Source organism: Arthrobacter sp. C2 (genome assembly GCA_024207135.1).
Lineage (GTDB): Bacteria > Actinomycetota > Actinomycetes > Actinomycetales > Micrococcaceae > Paeniglutamicibacter.
This window is the reverse complement of sequence record CP042428.1, coordinates 4,137,671-4,153,539: the sequence shown is the minus strand read 5'-3', so window position 1 is coordinate 4,153,539 and position 15,869 is coordinate 4,137,671. Positions and strand designations below refer to the sequence as shown.

At 61.7% G+C, this 15,869-nt stretch carries 13 protein-coding genes; 2 read left to right on the top strand and 11 right to left on the bottom strand.

Annotated elements, in window-relative coordinates; genetic code table 11:
• Positions 1 to 296 precede the first annotated feature (296 nt).
• Positions 297 to 2,096, top strand: coding sequence for a glycosyltransferase family 2 protein (locus FPY90_RS18980; protein ID WP_498682771.1), 1,800 nt, complete (start codon positions 297 to 299; stop codon positions 2,094 to 2,096).
• Positions 2,093 to 3,256, top strand: a complete 1,164-nt coding sequence (locus tag FPY90_RS18975) for a glycosyltransferase (protein ID WP_498682770.1) — start codon at positions 2,093 to 2,095, stop codon at positions 3,254 to 3,256. Before FPY90_RS18980 ends, FPY90_RS18975 begins: the two co-directional genes overlap by 4 nt.
• Here the strand turns inward: FPY90_RS18975 and FPY90_RS18970 are convergent.
• The 11 genes from FPY90_RS18970 to FPY90_RS18920 all read right to left on the bottom strand — a co-directional run bounded on the left by FPY90_RS18970 (position 3,222) and on the right by FPY90_RS18920 (position 15,860).
• Complete coding sequence (locus FPY90_RS18970) at positions 3,222 to 4,835, bottom strand: glycosyltransferase (RefSeq protein WP_498682768.1); 1,614 nt, start codon at positions 4,833 to 4,835, stop codon at positions 3,222 to 3,224. The two genes, FPY90_RS18975 and FPY90_RS18970, sit on opposite strands and share 35 nt — an antisense overlap.
• Before the next feature lies 1 nt (position 4,836).
• Positions 4,837 to 5,577, bottom strand: coding sequence for a hypothetical protein (locus FPY90_RS18965; protein ID WP_498682767.1), 741 nt, complete (start codon positions 5,575 to 5,577; stop codon positions 4,837 to 4,839).
• Positions 5,574 to 6,836: an O-antigen ligase family protein gene (locus FPY90_RS18960; protein ID WP_498682765.1), complete on the bottom strand. Its 1,263-nt coding sequence runs from the start codon at positions 6,834 to 6,836 to the stop codon at positions 5,574 to 5,576. The genes FPY90_RS18965 and FPY90_RS18960 overlap by 4 nt, the downstream gene beginning before the upstream one ends.
• 77 nt (positions 6,837 to 6,913) lie before the next feature.
• A complete protein-coding gene (locus tag FPY90_RS18955; RefSeq protein WP_498682764.1) occupies positions 6,914 to 7,786 on the bottom strand; it encodes a hypothetical protein in 873 nt (290 codons plus the stop codon).
• Between the two features lie 143 nt (positions 7,787 to 7,929).
• Complete coding sequence (locus FPY90_RS18950) at positions 7,930 to 9,222, bottom strand: hypothetical protein (protein ID WP_498682763.1); 1,293 nt, start codon at positions 9,220 to 9,222, stop codon at positions 7,930 to 7,932.
• Positions 9,215 to 10,675 carry an oligosaccharide flippase family protein gene (locus tag FPY90_RS18945; protein WP_498682761.1) on the bottom strand — a complete coding sequence of 487 codons (1,461 nt, stop codon included), beginning with the start codon at positions 10,673 to 10,675 and terminating at the stop codon, positions 9,215 to 9,217. Before FPY90_RS18945 ends, FPY90_RS18950 begins: the two co-directional genes overlap by 8 nt.
• On the bottom strand, positions 10,672 to 11,844 hold the full coding sequence (locus FPY90_RS18940) for a DegT/DnrJ/EryC1/StrS family aminotransferase (protein WP_498682759.1): 1,173 nt from the start codon (positions 11,842 to 11,844) through the stop codon (positions 10,672 to 10,674). Before FPY90_RS18940 ends, FPY90_RS18945 begins: the two co-directional genes overlap by 4 nt.
• Entirely contained in the window at positions 11,841 to 12,536 is a 696-nt protein-coding gene (locus FPY90_RS18935; protein ID WP_498682757.1) for a NeuD/PglB/VioB family sugar acetyltransferase, read from the bottom strand. Before FPY90_RS18935 ends, FPY90_RS18940 begins: the two co-directional genes overlap by 4 nt.
• Positions 12,537 to 12,539: 3 nt before the next feature.
• Positions 12,540 to 13,706 carry a DegT/DnrJ/EryC1/StrS family aminotransferase gene (locus FPY90_RS18930; protein ID WP_498682755.1) on the bottom strand — a complete coding sequence of 389 codons (1,167 nt, stop codon included), beginning with the start codon at positions 13,704 to 13,706 and terminating at the stop codon, positions 12,540 to 12,542.
• Positions 13,703 to 14,752 (bottom strand): NAD-dependent epimerase/dehydratase family protein, encoded by a 1,050-nt coding sequence (locus tag FPY90_RS18925; protein ID WP_498682754.1) that lies wholly within the window; start codon positions 14,750 to 14,752, stop codon positions 13,703 to 13,705. The genes FPY90_RS18930 and FPY90_RS18925 overlap by 4 nt, the downstream gene beginning before the upstream one ends.
• A 34-nt stretch (positions 14,753 to 14,786) precedes the next feature.
• Complete coding sequence (locus tag FPY90_RS18920) at positions 14,787 to 15,860, bottom strand: Gfo/Idh/MocA family protein (RefSeq protein ID WP_498685624.1); 1,074 nt, start codon at positions 15,858 to 15,860, stop codon at positions 14,787 to 14,789.
• Positions 15,861 to 15,869: the final 9 nt, after the last annotated feature.

Sequence of the window (15,869 nt, the reverse complement as noted above, 5' to 3'; positions counted from 1 at the left end):
CCCTTGGGCACCGGGCCCGGCTTGGCCGGATCCAATGCTTGCAGGGTTCCACCTTGGAGAAGGCTAGTGCACGAACTTCCGGGGAACCCCTAGCCTGATGGCCTGTCCACGCGTATGTTGGTGGCAATGGGGCTTGGTTGCTTGGGGCAAAACAAGCCGGAAACCTGAGGCAAGAAATGGTGCCATGGCATTGGGGGCAATAATTGTTACATCATTCCACTGATGGTTCTCCTGCGAAAAAAGCGACTTCCGGAAACCCGGTGTTTTCGGGTCCGCACGACAAACCGCAGGTCACCGTGCTGACCGTCACCTATAACAGCGCCGAAATGGTTGACGATTTTATTGAAAGCCTGCGGCGGCAATTGACTACCACCAGCATCCGGGTGGTCGTCGTTGACAACGATTCAACAGACGCGACGGTTTCCCGTCTGCAGCGACACGACGACATCTCCGTCATCGAGGCCGGGGCAAACCTCGGGTATGCCGGTGGCCTGAACCTGGCCATGAAGAGCGTTGGCCAAACGGACTCCATCCTTGTCCTCAACCCCGACCTCCAGGTCGAACCAGGTGCGGTCGAAGCGCTGCTGGCGCGGCTCACGAGTCTGGGCGACGCCATCGTGGTTCCGTGTCTCCTGACTTCTCATGGCAGCATCTACGAATCGCTGCGCCGGGAACCCCGGATCCTGCAGGCCCTGGGAGATGCCGTTTTCGGCGGCCATTTCACGAACCGTTCACAAGTCTTCGCAGAGACGGTCTACGACCCGGCGCGATATCGGCGAGCGCAATCGGTTGAGTGGGCCACGGGTGCGGCACTGCTCATGAACTCCGGACTTGCCCACCGGATCGGTCCGTGGGACGAACGGTTTTTCCTCTACTCCGAGGAGACCGATTTCATGCGCCGTGCACGAGATCTCGGCGCGCAAATCTATTTTGAACCCGCAGCCCGCATGACTCACCACATGGGCGCCTCCGGATCTTCGTCCGCCCTGTCGACGCTGATGGCTGTTAATCGCATTCGCTACATCCGAAAGCATCGTTCGGGCCCATATGCGGCAGCCTTTCGTGCGGTGACCGTGCTGGGTGAAGGCGTGCGTTCCTACGACCCGGTGCACCGCGCCATCGCGGCCACGTTGCTCCATGAATCCTCGTGGCAGCTGTTGCCTGGTCCCGTGGCACGAGCGGAATCCGCTTCGACCGATTTTCCACCCGTATCCGTGATCATCCCGGCGCACAACGAGGAACAGGTCATCGGTGCAACATTGGAGCCGTTGCGCCAGTTGGCCAAGAACGGCTCCATCGAAGTCATTGTCGCCACCAACGGCTGCACCGACGACACCATCAGGATCGCGAGCGCGTACCCCGGTGTTCGGGTGCTGGATGTTCCCGTCGCATCCAAAACCGCTGCCATGAACGCGGCCGACAGGGTGGCGCTCCATTGGCCGCGCGTGTATCTGGACGCCGACATCGTGGTTTCACCCTCGGCATTGCGCCTGGTGGTCGACGAACTCAACGACGGAAACTTTCTGGCGGCCCGCCCCTCGTTCCGCTATGACGACTCGGGTGCTCGACCCCTGGTCCGGGCCTTCTACCGAGCCCGCCGCAGGATCCAGGCGACCGACAATGCACTGTGGGGCGCCGGGGTATTTGCCTTGAGCCGGAGCGGGCATGAACGTTTCGGAGAGTTTCCGGCCGTCACGGGCGACGACCTGTTTGTCGACCGGCAGTTCACCGACCTGGAGAAGGGCATCGTGGATACGCCCCGGGCCACGGTGGTGACCCCGAAGACCTGGAACGACTTGATATCCATATTGCGCCGCAACTACCGGGGGCAAACCGAAGCCAATGGGCTCCAGGATTCCGGTGTCCTTCCTCCGTCCCGGAACAACCACAAGACCTCCCGAACCCTTGGCCAGTTGCTCTCCGGTGTCCGCGGCCCGCTCTCCGCCGCCGATGCGCTCGTCTATACGCTGGCCGTGGTCGTCGCAAGGGCATCGAATCGGGTTGCGCCCGGCACCGGTTGGGAACGCGACAACAGTTCCAGGGCCGCTGCGTACGGTGCCGCGAATTCCCGCTTGGACCCTCAGGAACAGTCATGAAGGCCGCGGTCACCGGTCTGGTGCCGGTTTCTATCATTTGTGTCTCGAACGACGAGGAAGTCCTGCGCGACTGCCTGCAACGATCGTTCGACGCCCGGGAGGACCGCGGATCCCGTTCCGAGCTCATAGTCATCAACAACACCGGCAATCCATTTACCAGTGCCGGGGCTGCACTCAACCACGGTGTGCAGGGGGCCGCAAACGATGTTTGCGTTTTCGTGCACCAGGACGTGTACCTGCATTCGATCGCCAAGTTGGAAGAGGCCGCCTGGCGGGTTGCCAACGACGACAAGGTCGGGATGGCCGGAGCGGTCGGCATCACCACTGCGGGCGACTTGGCGGGGCGAATCCGTGACAGGGTCCTGTTGCTTGGCCAACATGCATCAACCGCCCTCGACGTCGACAGCCTCGATGAGGTGCTCTTCATGGCTCGGCGTTCGATGCTGATGATGGAACCGCTGAGCGTCGATCCGCTGATGGCCTGGCATGCCTACGCCGTCGAATACGGCGCACGCATGCTCCGCAAGGGCAAGCGGGTGGTTGCCCTCAACGTCCCGCTGACTCATAATTCCCTCACGATCAATCTGGCAAAACTCGACCAGGCCCATGCCAAGGTCGGACGGATGTACCCGGAGTTGCTGCCCCTGCAGACCACATGCGGAGTCATCCAACACAGCGTTGCCGCCCGCCCTGGCTGGATTGCTGCCTTGCGCGCCGCGGCACGCAAGGCGCAATCCCAGGTGCTGTCCCGCGGGGCCCGTCGGGTGGTGGCGCCGGGCAAGCTCTTGCTGGGCGATATCCGTTTTGACATTGATGGGTTTGCGGCATCCCAACCAGCCGGGGAAATAAGTGTTGTCAACGCCCTGGACAGCTACACGGACGAGGCAATGGAAGCCCCCTTGAAGTTGAACAGGATCGATCGAAGCTTCAATTTTTCAACGCTGCCAATCTCGGACATTTCTCAATCCCTGTCCACCGGCGCGTTCGCATCAGAACCGGTTATCATCACCAACCTGGGTAGGAAGTCGTTGGGCTTCCTGATCAACAACACCGGTTCCCCGGGCATCACGGCAGGCTACGACAAGTCCACCGGGTACTGGCTCGCGATAGGCTTTGCTGCTTCACCTACCTTCGAGCCGACCGGGCCGAAACCGGATTAAGCATCACCGGCCCGACCGCAAGCACCATTGCCTTGACAGCTTTCAGCCGCATTGCGGTGCGTACCCGGGCGAGTTCCCTGGGCTTGGTCTTGACATTGCGGGTTCGAAGACGCGCCCATGTCGCCAGGCGTTCCAACGGCGGGTAATTGGGCAGCGCGGCACGCATGGCCCCATCGATTCCGGCCGCATACCCGGTCTCGCATTGCAACCTCAGGATTGCCCGATCCAGTTTTCCGGTCTGCGGCGCGCGGGGCGCAACAACATATGAATGTTGCTGTTGACCGGCTGCCGCATAAAGTGCCTGCAGGTTGCCCGACCATGTGTCGTCATGAGTCAGGCGGATCGCTTTGGTGACTTCCTGTCCACGTTGTGCCCGCTGGGCCGGGTCATGGGCCAACGTCGCAAGCACGTCATGGAAACTTTGCGGGTTGTCCGGGTACAGCACGAATTCGTCGATCCCTGGTGAGTCGGCCCCCAGTACGTCGGTTCCCTCCCCAAGGCCTCGAAAGCTCACGAGCGGAAGTCCGTGCGCACCTGCCTCGAGCAACGAGGTCAACGATGAGAAGGGAAAGGAATCGACATAGATGTCGGCCGCGGCGAGCAGGTCGCGGATGGAATCCAAGCGTCCCAGGGCACGCATTCTTCCCTTCGTCGCGTGCTCCGCATCTCGCCATGGTCCTTTCGCGTCCGGCCCGGCAACCCTTACCTGCATGTTTGCGTTTTCCAGGACGGCGTGCTCAAGCATGGCGACCATGTCGCCGGAATCGATCGGGACGTACTTGTTGGCCGATGCCGCACTGACGACCAGCACGTCCGACTCCCCCAAATTCAGGGATGCCCTGGCCTGCGCCCGGCTCCGATCCGATGCCTCGACTTCCAATGGACGATTCATCAGCCAGCTGCTCTGGCTTCCGAGGCCTCTTCTGCGTGTGCCCAGGTCGGCGCCGCTGCGTCTCATGTGGAGAACCGTCTTGGCAACCGACGGGCCCACCCAGAAGACGTGATCCGCATGGTTGACCCAGATTCTCGGCGTGGTGCTCCCGCTCAACGCGACAACGGGCAAGACGTCGTCGGGGTGGGCATGGACCACGACATAGTCCGCACGATCCGCAAGGGACCTGAGCATGCGGGCCCGTTTGAGCATGTCCCCGGATATCCGGTCCAGGTGCATCAGGGGCGCGGCCTTCAGGTTGCTGATCTTTTCGGGTGTCGCCCCAAGTCCCTGGCGCGTGGTCGCAATGCAGTGGGATGATCCTGGGTCTCCTTGGACCCATTTGACCAGCATCTGGGTGTGTCCTCCGCTCTGGTAGAGCGCCGAGGCAATGTGCAGAACCCGCCGCCCGATCGCTGCCGGTTCGGTGATCGGCCAGGGGTCCAGCTGCGAGCCGATGCGCGTCAGAAGCTGTTCAAGGCGGGAATCCACGAACATTCCGGAATGGTTGAACCACGCAAAGGTGGCCGCGATCTGGGCACCGATGAGTGCTTGCCCGGTCTTGCTCGCGTCGAGGCGTGACTCCGCGCGGTCGACAGCCGCGGTCAACGTGGCGAAGTTTTCGAGTATTTCTTGAGCGTCGGACATTTCATCGCCTCGAGGTCTGACGCTGCTGGATCAAGTGGCCGCTTCTTGGTGCGAGGGCCGGAGATTTGCGCCGGCGGATCCGGATGATGATGCGGTCGGTGTAGTACGCCCCGGTGACTCCAATGACGAGACCCAACAGCAGTTCTGTCGCAATGGCGCGTTTGTTGCGCAAGGGAATATAACTGGTTTCCGGATGCTCCGGACTCACCCTCGTCGTAATCCGTGCATGTGGCACCACACCCAGCTTTTCCTGCGGAGCCAGGACGTCGTGCTTAATCTGGGCGACAAGTTTGTTTGACATTGCGTCCAATTTTTCCTGTGATTCATCGACCACTTCAACGGTCAGAGCGGCCTTCTCAAAGTTTGATTGCCACTGGCCGCCGGAATTTGGCAGATAGACAAGGTAGCCGCTGTGGATCCCGGTGCCATAAAGCGGGGCACTGGTTGCCCTGATTGCAGCATTGCCCCGCGTGGCGTTCGATTGTTTTTCGATCATGGCGGCGTAAAAAACGATGTTCCGGCTGTCTTGCCGCATTGCATTCGGACCGGTGGCACCCGGCGGGAGAACGAATTCCACATCGAATTTGGTCCAGTAAACACCGGGTTGGTCCTTCGAATAGGAAACCACCGGGAATGCCAGGCACAGCGCCAGGACAACTACATACCACCTGCGCAACACCGAGCGCGCAGCATTCGGTTCCTGGTTTGGATGAGTCGCGGACACCCCTGGCCGGGATTTCATGGAATTTTCACCGGTTCCAGGGCGCAGACGTTCCGGTATGCGCCACAGAGACCAACCATGACAAAGAACGTTCCGCATGCCTGCGGAAAGCTAAAGGCGTCAAAAAATGCGAATGTGACGGCTCCCCCCAGTACCGCGGCCATGAGTGCCGAGCCATAATGCGAGAAGTCAGGACCGGCCGTGAGTCGGGCCTTCGATATCACGACCACCGCGGCGAGCACGATGGCAAGAAATGCTGCAATGCCGAACGCACCTGTTTCAATGAGCAGGGCCAGATATTGGTTGTCAATGATCCGATATGCCGGAAGGAACGTTCCGAGCCCGCGCCCGAATAGGGGGCGTTGCTCCACGAATTCCGCGGCGATTCCATAGCTGTCCACGCGCGAGCCAATGCTCGGGTCCGTTGTCGTTCCGGTGAACATGGACAGCAGGGTGCCCGCCATTCCCGGGATCAGGAAGTACATGGCTGTTGCGCCACACAACCCCACGATCAGGGCAATCCTGCGGACGGCTGCGTCCCATGACACAAAGAGGACCAGTCCGCCGACTGCCAAGCCAATCATGGCGGACCTGGACACGGACATCACGGCGGCCAGCGCAATCAGACCCGCGGGTATCCAGCGAAGCAGGAAACCCCGGTCGCGGTCATACATTGCCAAAGTGATTGCGATGGGAAGCAGCATTGCCAGCACTGTCGCGTATTCAAGGGGGTGCATGGCGGTTGCGGCCGCGCGCACGAATCCTCCTCGGATATCTATGCCACCGATATTCGATGATTGCAGGCCGGGAATGTTAATCCTGTCTACGAATGCGTGACCGAGAAAGAACTGCATCAATCCCAAGGCCGAGTACAGGGTCCCCAGGAACGTGAGGCGCCTCAGCAACACGATCAATCGTTCACGAGACGGAATGCCGTCGTTGGCGACAAGCAGGAGGCCGGCAAAGGATCCCATGCGCAGCAAGGCACGGTCCGCTGCGCTAACTTCAACGCCGGGAATGGCCGACAACGACGCCATTGCGTAGCTGACCAGTACACAGATACCGAAGGCGACGAAGGCCATGCGCACCCACTGCGACCTGGGCAATTTCGCGTTCGAGGTCGCGCGAATCTGGTGCCAGCACCACCACAGGAGCATGGCCAGGGCAAACAGGGCGGATGGGGCACCCGCCGCTCCCATTGCACCCACCGACCGATCGCTGGGAATCGCCAATGACAAGACCAGATACACGGAAAGGACCGTTGTTGCATCGGTCAGCACCCCGTGTCTGGATGGCTGCACCCTCCAGTGTGCCTTATGAACGCCAGATACCTGGTTCGCCGGCCTTGACATGGCATCTACTCTCCGCGCCCGCTACGGCCACGCATCTTGGCCGGAACAGAGCCGACAGTCTCCACCGTCTCGAAAAGCCCTCGGACCTCAGGGTCAGGAGTTTGCCTCTTGGCTTCCGAGGCCACATCCGGCGTGTGCCGTGGCGACTGGAGCTTGTTCAGCGTGGTGTTTGAGATGTCCCGGGTGTCACGCTGTGCAGTCATGTCGTATTCCAGCGCCTCGAGTTCGGTTCCCTCGGGGAAAGACACTTCGGGGGCCCGTCCCTTGCGCAGCTTCCTGTCCTTCAGCGCGCCGATCATCCTATCGATCAGTCCGGTGAGAAGCAGTGTCCCGGCACCGCCGGCGGCGACGACCACCAACAGCGATCGGATCTTCGCTTTGTCGTTTTCGACAGGAACCTTGTCCACGGACAGCACCAAGGTGGCCAGCTTGGATTGCTTCGGGACCTTGAGATCGTTCTGGAGAATGTCCAAGAATTTCGGGGTTTCGTCGACCACGGCGCCGAGCGTTTTCAATGCGCCTTGGGCCGAACTACTTGAGGCGTCGATCCGCATGATGGGACCCGTGGTGTCCGAGTCCTTGGCCACGGTGTAACTGTTGTCCTGCGAACCGGCAAGAATAACGGACTGGGCCTCTGACGAGTTCAATTTGACCGTCAATACGCCCAGTGCCTGGTCCAGCCCGCCCAGGTACAGAAACGGGTTGTCGCCGATCGTTACCGAATCCGGCGGAGGAATCAGCACGAGGCTGGCCTCCGCCTGATACGTCACGGGCGCCGACTGGTAAGCCTGCAGCCCCATGAATCCGGTCAAGGCGATGCCCAACAGAACCACATACCAACGTCTTAGGATGCTCTTCACCAGATCACGAAGGAACATTTGATCCACCTGCCCCCAGCAAGCGTTGTGCACTCATCTTCTTCTCCCAGTCTTCCGATGCGTTCGTTATTGGCAACTGCCATTGGTGTTGGGGCGCTGATCCTTGTGGGACAGCTGTTCCCCGTCGGTTCATCGACCCGTGTTCAAGGCGCGACCGAAAACTTGTATATGTGAAAGCTGTACTCGTGGCTGAATTCGTCCACAAAAACTCCCTTGTCGTCAACCGGAATTTCCCGATTTTCGTTCAGGACCTCAACATTCGAGGGCCTGACCCCCGGCGGCAAGGCGAAGGTCCTAGGACCGGGCAATGAATCCCCATCGACCATGGAGAAGATGTAGGCGTGGTCATCTGACATCTTGAACATGGTCTTCAGGCCCTCACCGAAACTGAAGTCGTAGGACTGGCTATTGAGCACGGTTGCCAAGCCCTGGATCAACTGGTTTATTTGGGACGCGGCAGCAACCTGGTCCGCTCCGCAGTATGTGCTGGTGGCCTCGGATTCACGAAAAACGCTTCCAGCACGGCACTTCCCGGACAGGCTCTGATTGAAGTAGATCAGCCCCCGGGCTTCGCTGATGATCGAACTCATGACGGCACCCTTGAGTTCGTCGGCACCAATGTAGCGAACCAGGGGTTCGCCGAAGTAGCCGCCATTGAGGTTTTCGACAAATTGCCAAACGGGCTGAAGCCGCGTATCGCTGGAGTCTCGTTGGCGAAGAGACTCGACCACTTTGCCGTAGCTGGCGGCTCTTCGGCAGTTTTCCTTTCGCACTGGAACCAAGGTTTCGTCCCAGTACGGTTCATTCGAACAGTAGGGGACGGTGTACCAATACATGTCCGCCGAAACCACATCGGTGAAGTTGTTCACGAAGGCATTGGCGACATCATCGGGAAGATTCTTGCTGGCAACATTGAGCGTGTAATTGGAATAGGAAAAATAGCCGTCAGGTACGGCCGAAGCAGCCTTCTTCATGATGTCGAGGCCGCTTTGTGCATCCTGGTGGGCATCAATTTCATCGCCGAGAAAGTACCCCACCCAATTCTTGGATTCCTTGGTGAACGTGTCGTTGAGTTTTGGCCCAATGAAGTAGGCGCCATTGTCTTCCAGGAGCTTGTAATCCGTTCCTTCCCAGAGACCCACATACGTATTGATGCCCAACGACTTGTCGTATTGCATCTGTTCGTTGGTGGAAACCGAATTGAACCACACCGCTATCGGGAAGAAATCCTGCCGGTCCCACCCCGCATCCCGTGCCCGCTCGAATTGGGTCCAGTAGGAGCTTCCGCCCTCCCACGGAATCCTGGGAAGGGCTTCGATGCTTTGGCGGACAGACGAATTCGTCGGTGGTTGGACACCGGCCGACGCGGTGCATCCAGCCAGCAGCAGCACCGCGAGCAGCAAGCCGATACTTCGTGCGTTCTGGAATCTACGCATGGATTGGAGCCTCCGTCCGGCCAATGCCCCAGAGGAACCCGAGGTCCGTGCGGCGCAGCCAAAGCAGTGCCGCGGCAGCGGTACCTGCAAGCACGGTAACCACTGCCAAGCCAGGAAGCGATCCAACCGCGAAGAGGTCCAAGGCAACGGAGCACAGCACCACTGCTGCGGCGCCGGCCATCGGCCAGAGGATGAGTCGGGCGAATTGCCCGACCTTTGTTCCGCTTCTGGATAGGTTCCAGAAGTACAACGGAAGAACGACGAGCCAAGAGACTGCGGCTTGCGCCGCGGCCAGGCCTCCTATGCCCCCCATGGCCGCACCGAGGACAAGCACGGGAATGGCCACGACCAGGCTGCCAGTCTGTACGGCGAAGACCCGTGAGGTCTGGCCGATCACCACGAAGTAGTCGTAGAAGAGATCGGAAATCACCTTGCCGAGGGCGGCGATCACGAGCCAGCGCAGTGCCACGGAGGCAGGTTGCCACACCTGTCCGTAGATCAGCACCACGAGGGATTCCGAAGAAACGGCGATTGCTGCAAAAACCGGGAATGTCGCGGCCGCAACAACCGAGTACAGCTGCCTGAGGGCACCGCTAAGCCGAACCGGATCATGCTGCAGGGTTGCCAGGGCGGCGGGGCCTACTCGCCGAAGCGGCTGGGAGATGATGTTCACGGGCCACGACGAAAGGTTGAATGCAAGAACATAGAAGCCCAAGGCAATCGCGCCCAGCATGGAACCCGCGATCAGCTGGTCCGCGTAGCCGACAAGAAACATGACAATGCTCGTGCCAGCCAGAGGCAGACCGAACTTGAATAACGCTGGCGCATGCGTGGTGTTCCAGCCAAACCGATATGGAATCGGTGAAGCCTTGAGAAAGAAGGCTGCGGAAACGAGGGATCCTGCCAGCCTTCCAATTGCAAGGGACATTGCCCCCATTCCCAGCACTGCCAGGACAACCGAAACGATGGCGCCAACCCAGACGTTGACCTGGTCAATGGCCATTCGCTGCTTTTCCTTGAAGCTGCGTTGCAGCAGCGCAGCCGGGGTCGACACGACTCCGCTGACGACGATGCTCAGGGCCAGGACCTGGACCACGGGAGTTGCCTCCGTGGCTCGCATGGCCTGGGAAAAGGCCGGTGCCACCAGGATTGCAACGCCGCAGAAAACAACGGAACTAATCGTTGACATCGTGTTGATGGTTGGGGCGATCTGCCGCGGATCCATACGCCATCGAACGATCGCCAAGCTAACTCCCAACTCGTTGAAACTCAAGACAGCCAACAGTGCAACAAGCGCAACGGCATAGGTTCCGAACTGCTCGGGGCCCAGAACCCGGGCCAGGACAATGCCAATCCCCAAGGTCCCGATCCGGGTCACCACGGTGTTGAAAAGACTCCAAGCGAATCCCGATCCGGCGTTGGTAGTCAGTTGTTGCGGCTGAGGCTTCTTCATGTGGCGCCCAATGCCCTGTCCAGCATCTCGCATACGTAAAGCTGATCGTCCTCCGCCAGGTGTGGATGCATCGGCAACGACATAATGGACTGTGCTGCAGCTTCCGAAACCGGAAATGATCCACGCCCGAACCCCAGTGATCGGTATGCTTCGGTCAGATGGATGGGCGTGGGGTAGTGAATCCCCGTAGCTATTCCCGCGGCGTCCAGGTACTCCATGACTTCACGGCGCCGTTGGACCCTGACTACATAAAGGTGCCAGGCGTCCAGATTTCCTTCCGCCGATTCCGGGAGCACGACTCCGTTCAGGGTTCCCAGCATTTCCGAATACCTTTGAGCCGCCTTGGCCCGCATGGCGTTCCACTTCTTCAAGCGAGCCAACTTTGCGTTCAGCACCACGGCCTGGACCGAATCAAGTCTGCTGTTAAAGCCGATCCTTTCATGCTCGTACTTGATCCGGCTTCCGTGCGCGGAGATTGTCCGCACCTTTTGAGCTAGGTCCAAGTCGTTGGTCAAGACAGCCCCTGCATCGCCGGCGGCCCCGAGATTCTTTCCCGGGTAGAAGCTCGTCGCGGCCAGCAGTCCCATTGCCCCGGCGGCATTGCCGAACCGACTGGCACCTTGTGCCTGCGCGGCATCCTCAATGATTGATGCCCCGCATTCATCGGCGATCTCCTGCAGTTGCTCCACAAAAGCGCATTGTCCATACAGATGCACCGGAATGATGGCCCGGGTCTTTTCAGTGACCGCTTCGGCCACCTTCTCGGGGTCAATCAGCAGGTAACGGTTATCAACGTCGACAGGAACCACCGTCGCCCCGCATCTGCTGATGGCTTCGGCTGTCGCAATAAAGGTGTTGGCCGGCACGATGACTTCCGCTCCGGGGCCGACGCCCGCTGCCCGCAAGGCCAATTCGAGGGCATCTGTACCGTTGGCAACACCGACGCATTCGTTGACTCCGATGAAATCTGCGTAACTGCGTTCAAAGAAGGAAACCTGGGGCCCACCGATATATGCCGATGTGGCAAAGATGTCGTCGAGGCCCAGCCTCACTTCCCCACTGATTTCGGCATACTGCGCCGCCAGGTCCACAAACCCGACGCTGCGCCCAAGGGCCGTGCCCGGAATCCCTGCGAGCGCGCTTCGCTCACCGATGTGTGCATCTTTCATTGGTCCTGGCCTCCTTCGCTGGGAACCGTCATGGATTCTTTCTGTGTCGAAATATCCGCGGGCGGTCTGTCAATTGGATGGGCGGGAATTCCTACCCACACGCTCCCGGCCGGCTGATCGCTCAGGAGGACAGCTCCCATCCCCAAGATGGAGCCGTTCCCCACCATCAGGCCCTGCAGGACGCAAGCATTCATCCCCAAGTAGGCGGCGGACCCGATCCGGGTTCCCCCGCCCAAGGCCACGCCTGCGGCCAGGGTCGAGTAGTCGCCCAGTTGGTTGTCGTGGGTCAGCACCACATTCGGCATGAGCACTACGTGCGCACCGATGGAGACATCACAGGTCAGCACGCATCCCGGCAACACGATGCTCCCGGGGCCCAGCGAACACCCCGCGCCCACGCTTGCGTTGCGGCTGACATGGCGTGCGTACCGGTCCGGCCCGACGCCCAAGGAACGCAGCCGTTGCACGATGCCGCGTCGGGCTTGCCCGGAGCCGGCACACACCAGCAGCAGCTCGCTGCGTCCAGCGGCCAGGTCGATGCCGCCGAGCACCCGGACCCCGGCCACCAGGTGGCCGTGCAGGGCCTCGGAGTCATCGAGCATGCCCACCACTTCGTGGTCGCCCGTGGCGGCGATGGAGGAAGCGGTCTCCCGCGCCAGTCCCCCGGCCGCCAGCAACAACACCCGAGCCATGGCCTACTCCTTGGGGTTCGCCAGCGCGTCGATGACGCGTCGCTGGTCTGTGTCGGAGAGCTGGTGGTACAGGGGCAGGATCAGCGTGTTTCGGGTCAGCTGTTCGGTCACCGGCAGTTCGCCGGCGGCCACGTGGGCGTAGGCGGGTTGCAGGTGTGCGGCCATGATGCCGCGCCGGGCGGAAATCCCGAGGCTGCCCAGGTGTTCGAGCAGTCCCTCGCGGTCCAGCGGGTAGTCGGGCAGCACCTCGAGCCAGCAGGACTGGAAGTTGGAAGTTCCGTGTTCCGGGTCCCGCACCAGTTCCAGCCCGGCGTTCCCCTCCAGCGCGTCCCGGTACCGTTGCACCAGGTCGCGGCGTCGGGACACCATCGCATCCAGCTTGCCCAGTTGCACCAAGCCCATGGCCGCCTGCAGGTCGGTCATGCGGAAGTTGTAGCCGATCTCCGCATAGCTTTCGGCCGGGGCGACGAGCGCGGAGTGGCGTTCGGCGGCCGAGGTGCCCATGGCGTGTTCACGCAGGGTCCGGGCGCGGGCGGCCCACGCCTCGTTGTTCGTGGTGAGCATCCCGCCTTCGCCGGTGGTCAGCAGCTTGCGGGGGTGGAAGGACCAGGCAGTGACATCCGCCCCGCGGCCCACCGGTTCTCCGCGGTAAGTGGATCCCGCGGCGCAGGCGGCATCCTCAATGAGTTTCAACCCGTGGCTGTCGCACCAGTGGCGGATGGGCGCCAGATCGACGGGAATGCCACCCTGGTCCACGACGATCACGGCGGTCGTCGCCACGGTCAATCCCCGCTCGAGGGTTTCAACGGTGACGTTTCCGGTGCCGGGCTCCACATCGACGAAGACGGGGTGCGCACCCACATAGGTCGGCGCGTTGGCCGTGGCGATGAAGGAGAAGGAGGGAAGCAGGACGTCGTCTCCGGCCTTGACCCCGGCTACGAGCAATGCCAGGTGAAGCGCGGTGGTGCAACTTGAGGTGGCTACCGCATATGCCGCCATCTGGTGCTTGGCAAACGCCGATTCGAAGGCTGCGGTCTTCGGGCCCTGGGCCACCCAACCCGAGGCCACGACCTCCGCGATGGCCTGGGCTTCCTCCTCGCCCAGCCATGGCTTCATGACATTGATGCGTTCAAGGGTTGCCGGTGCGGCGGTCGACGGGACGGTGTTCATTTCAGCCCCGCCCCCGTCTTGGACCCGGCCAGGCGTCCGGCAGCGACTTCCTCGCGCAGCGGTTCCCACCAGGTGACGAGGCTGCGCAGGCCTTCCTCGAGTCCGACCTGGGCGGTGAATCCGAGATCGCGTTGCGCCTCCGAAGTGTCCGCCAGACGGCGTGCCACCCCGTTGACGGCGCGTTCGGGCCCGAGCTCCACCTCCAGGTCCGATCCCATGACCCTCAACAGCGCCTCGGCGAGCCCCAGCAGGCTGGTCTCGGTGCCGCTGGCGATGTTGTAGGTGCCCTCGTTGATGCCGCTGGCGGCGGCCAGGAGGTTGGCGCGGGCGATGTCCCGGGTGAACACGAAGTCCATGGTTTGGTCCCCGGTGCCGAAAATCAGCGGCGGCAGCCCGTCGGCGATGCGTTCCATCCAGCGAACCAACACCTCGGTGTAGGCGCCGTGCACGTCCATGCGCGGCCCGTAGACGTTGAAGTAGCGCAGGGCGACGTAGTTGGTGCCATACATGGCCCGGAAGGCGCGCAGCATCCCTTCGTTGAAGGTCTTTGCGGCCCCGTAGAAGGTGTCGTTGTTGTAGGGATGGTGGCGCTCGGTGGTGGGGAAGTTCTCGGCCTGGCCATAGACCGAGGCGCTGGAGGCCGCAACGAGCCTGGGCACCTTGGCGCGCGCGGCCGCTTCCAGGACGTTGAATGTCCCATCGACCAGCACTTCCAGGGCCAGGCGCGGCTCTTCGGCGCATTGGGTGATGCGGATGGCTGCTTGGTGGAAGACGACGTCCTTGCCCTCCACCAGCTCGCCCACCAGCTTCGTGTCGGCCAGGTCCCCCTCCACGAGGGTGCAACGTCCCGTGGCCAGTGCCCCGGCCAGGTTGCTGCGCCGGCCGCGGACCAGGTTGTCCAGCACGTCCACCTGCCCGGCCCCGGCGGCCAGCAGCTGGTCGACGACTTCCGAGCCGATGGTTCCCGCACCGCCGGTGACCAGGTATTTCCCACCGGCCAGGACGTCCGTGTTCACGGCACGGCCGCCTGTGATGTCCTTGTTCATGATGCCCCCAGTTTTTCTTGTGCTTTCCGTGTGCTTATTTGGCTACTTCGAGGCGCAGCGCTTCTCCTTGCACCCGAGCTCGGCGGCCGCCCTTGGCAAGGCTGCGGCTGGTGGCCTCCAGGACCGAAAGGACCCGCATCGCCGCCCGGCCGTCGGTCGGCGATGCCAGGCCTTGGCTGATGCTGGAGTGGAACTGCTTCACCATCGCCCCCAATGGCTCGAATTCCTCCAGCGCCGGGGACCAGGTGTCGCCCAGGCGATAGGAGATCGAGGCGTTGCGCCGGTGGGCGCTGTCCTCGTTGGTTAGTTCCTGGGCCTGCAGGTCAACGCCGCGGTCGTAGATGCTCAGGCGCTGCTGCGGATTCAGGTCGTCCCACACCAAGGTCCGCTTGGACCCGCCGACGACCATGCGCCGGATCTTGGTGGGGCTGAGCCAGTTCACGTGGATGTGTGCCAGTCCGCCGCCGGGCAACGGCAGGGACAGGTACCCCACGCAGGCCTTCCCGGCCCCGAGCGGGTCAGCCGACTGCGCCGTCACCGTCAAGGGACTAAGCCCCTCGGGAAGGATGAAGTCCAGGATGGACAGGTCATGCGGCGCCAGGTCCCAAAACACGTCCACGTCGGGCTGGATCAGCCCCAGGTTGATGCGGACCGAATCGATGTAGAGGATCTCCCCCAGGTCTCCGTCGGCAATGAGCTGACGCATCTTCATCACCGCAGGGGTGTAGCAGTATGTGTGGTCCGCCATCAGCACCAGCCCGCGGTCGTGTGCGGTGTCGACCATTTCCTGGCCGGCGGTCCCGCGATCGGCCAAGGGCTTTTCCACCAGCACATGCTTTCCGGCCATCAGTGCGGCCATGGCAATGGCCGAGTGGGTGCGGGCGGGCGTGGCGATGGCGACGGCGTCGAGTTCATGTTCCTCGAGAAGTTCGGTGACATCCGGAACCACCGCGGGGTGGCCCACCTTGGCGGACAGTGCCGTGGCACGCTCGGTGTCCAGGTCGCAGATCGCCGCCAGGTTCCACAACGGCGAGGCGGAAAGGTTGCGGGCCAGATTCGGTCCCCAGTATCCGGCCCCAATGACCGCGATGTTCAACGGTTGACCCATGTTCGACAT

Coding starts and splice junctions, on each gene's coding strand:
- FPY90_RS18975 (WP_498682770.1), top strand. CDS start 2,093: ATGAAGGCCGCGGTCACCGGTCTGGTGCCGGTTTCTATCATTTGTGTC.
- FPY90_RS18970 (WP_498682768.1), bottom strand. CDS start 4,835: ATGTCCGACGCTCAAGAAATACTCGAAAACTTCGCCACGTTGACCGCG.
- FPY90_RS18965 (WP_498682767.1), bottom strand. CDS start 5,577: ATGAAATCCCGGCCAGGGGTGTCCGCGACTCATCCAAACCAGGAACCG.
- FPY90_RS18955 (WP_498682764.1), bottom strand. CDS start 7,786: ATGTTCCTTCGTGATCTGGTGAAGAGCATCCTAAGACGTTGGTATGTG.
- FPY90_RS18950 (WP_498682763.1), bottom strand. CDS start 9,222: ATGCGTAGATTCCAGAACGCACGAAGTATCGGCTTGCTGCTCGCGGTG.
- FPY90_RS18945 (WP_498682761.1), bottom strand. CDS start 10,675: ATGAAGAAGCCTCAGCCGCAACAACTGACTACCAACGCCGGATCGGGA.
- FPY90_RS18940 (WP_498682759.1), bottom strand. CDS start 11,844: ATGAAAGATGCACACATCGGTGAGCGAAGCGCGCTCGCAGGGATTCCG.
- FPY90_RS18935 (WP_498682757.1), bottom strand. CDS start 12,536: ATGGCTCGGGTGTTGTTGCTGGCGGCCGGGGGACTGGCGCGGGAGACC.
- FPY90_RS18930 (WP_498682755.1), bottom strand. CDS start 13,706: ATGAACACCGTCCCGTCGACCGCCGCACCGGCAACCCTTGAACGCATC.
- FPY90_RS18925 (WP_498682754.1), bottom strand. CDS start 14,752: ATGAACAAGGACATCACAGGCGGCCGTGCCGTGAACACGGACGTCCTG.
- FPY90_RS18920 (WP_498685624.1), bottom strand. CDS start 15,860: ATGGGTCAACCGTTGAACATCGCGGTCATTGGGGCCGGATACTGGGGA.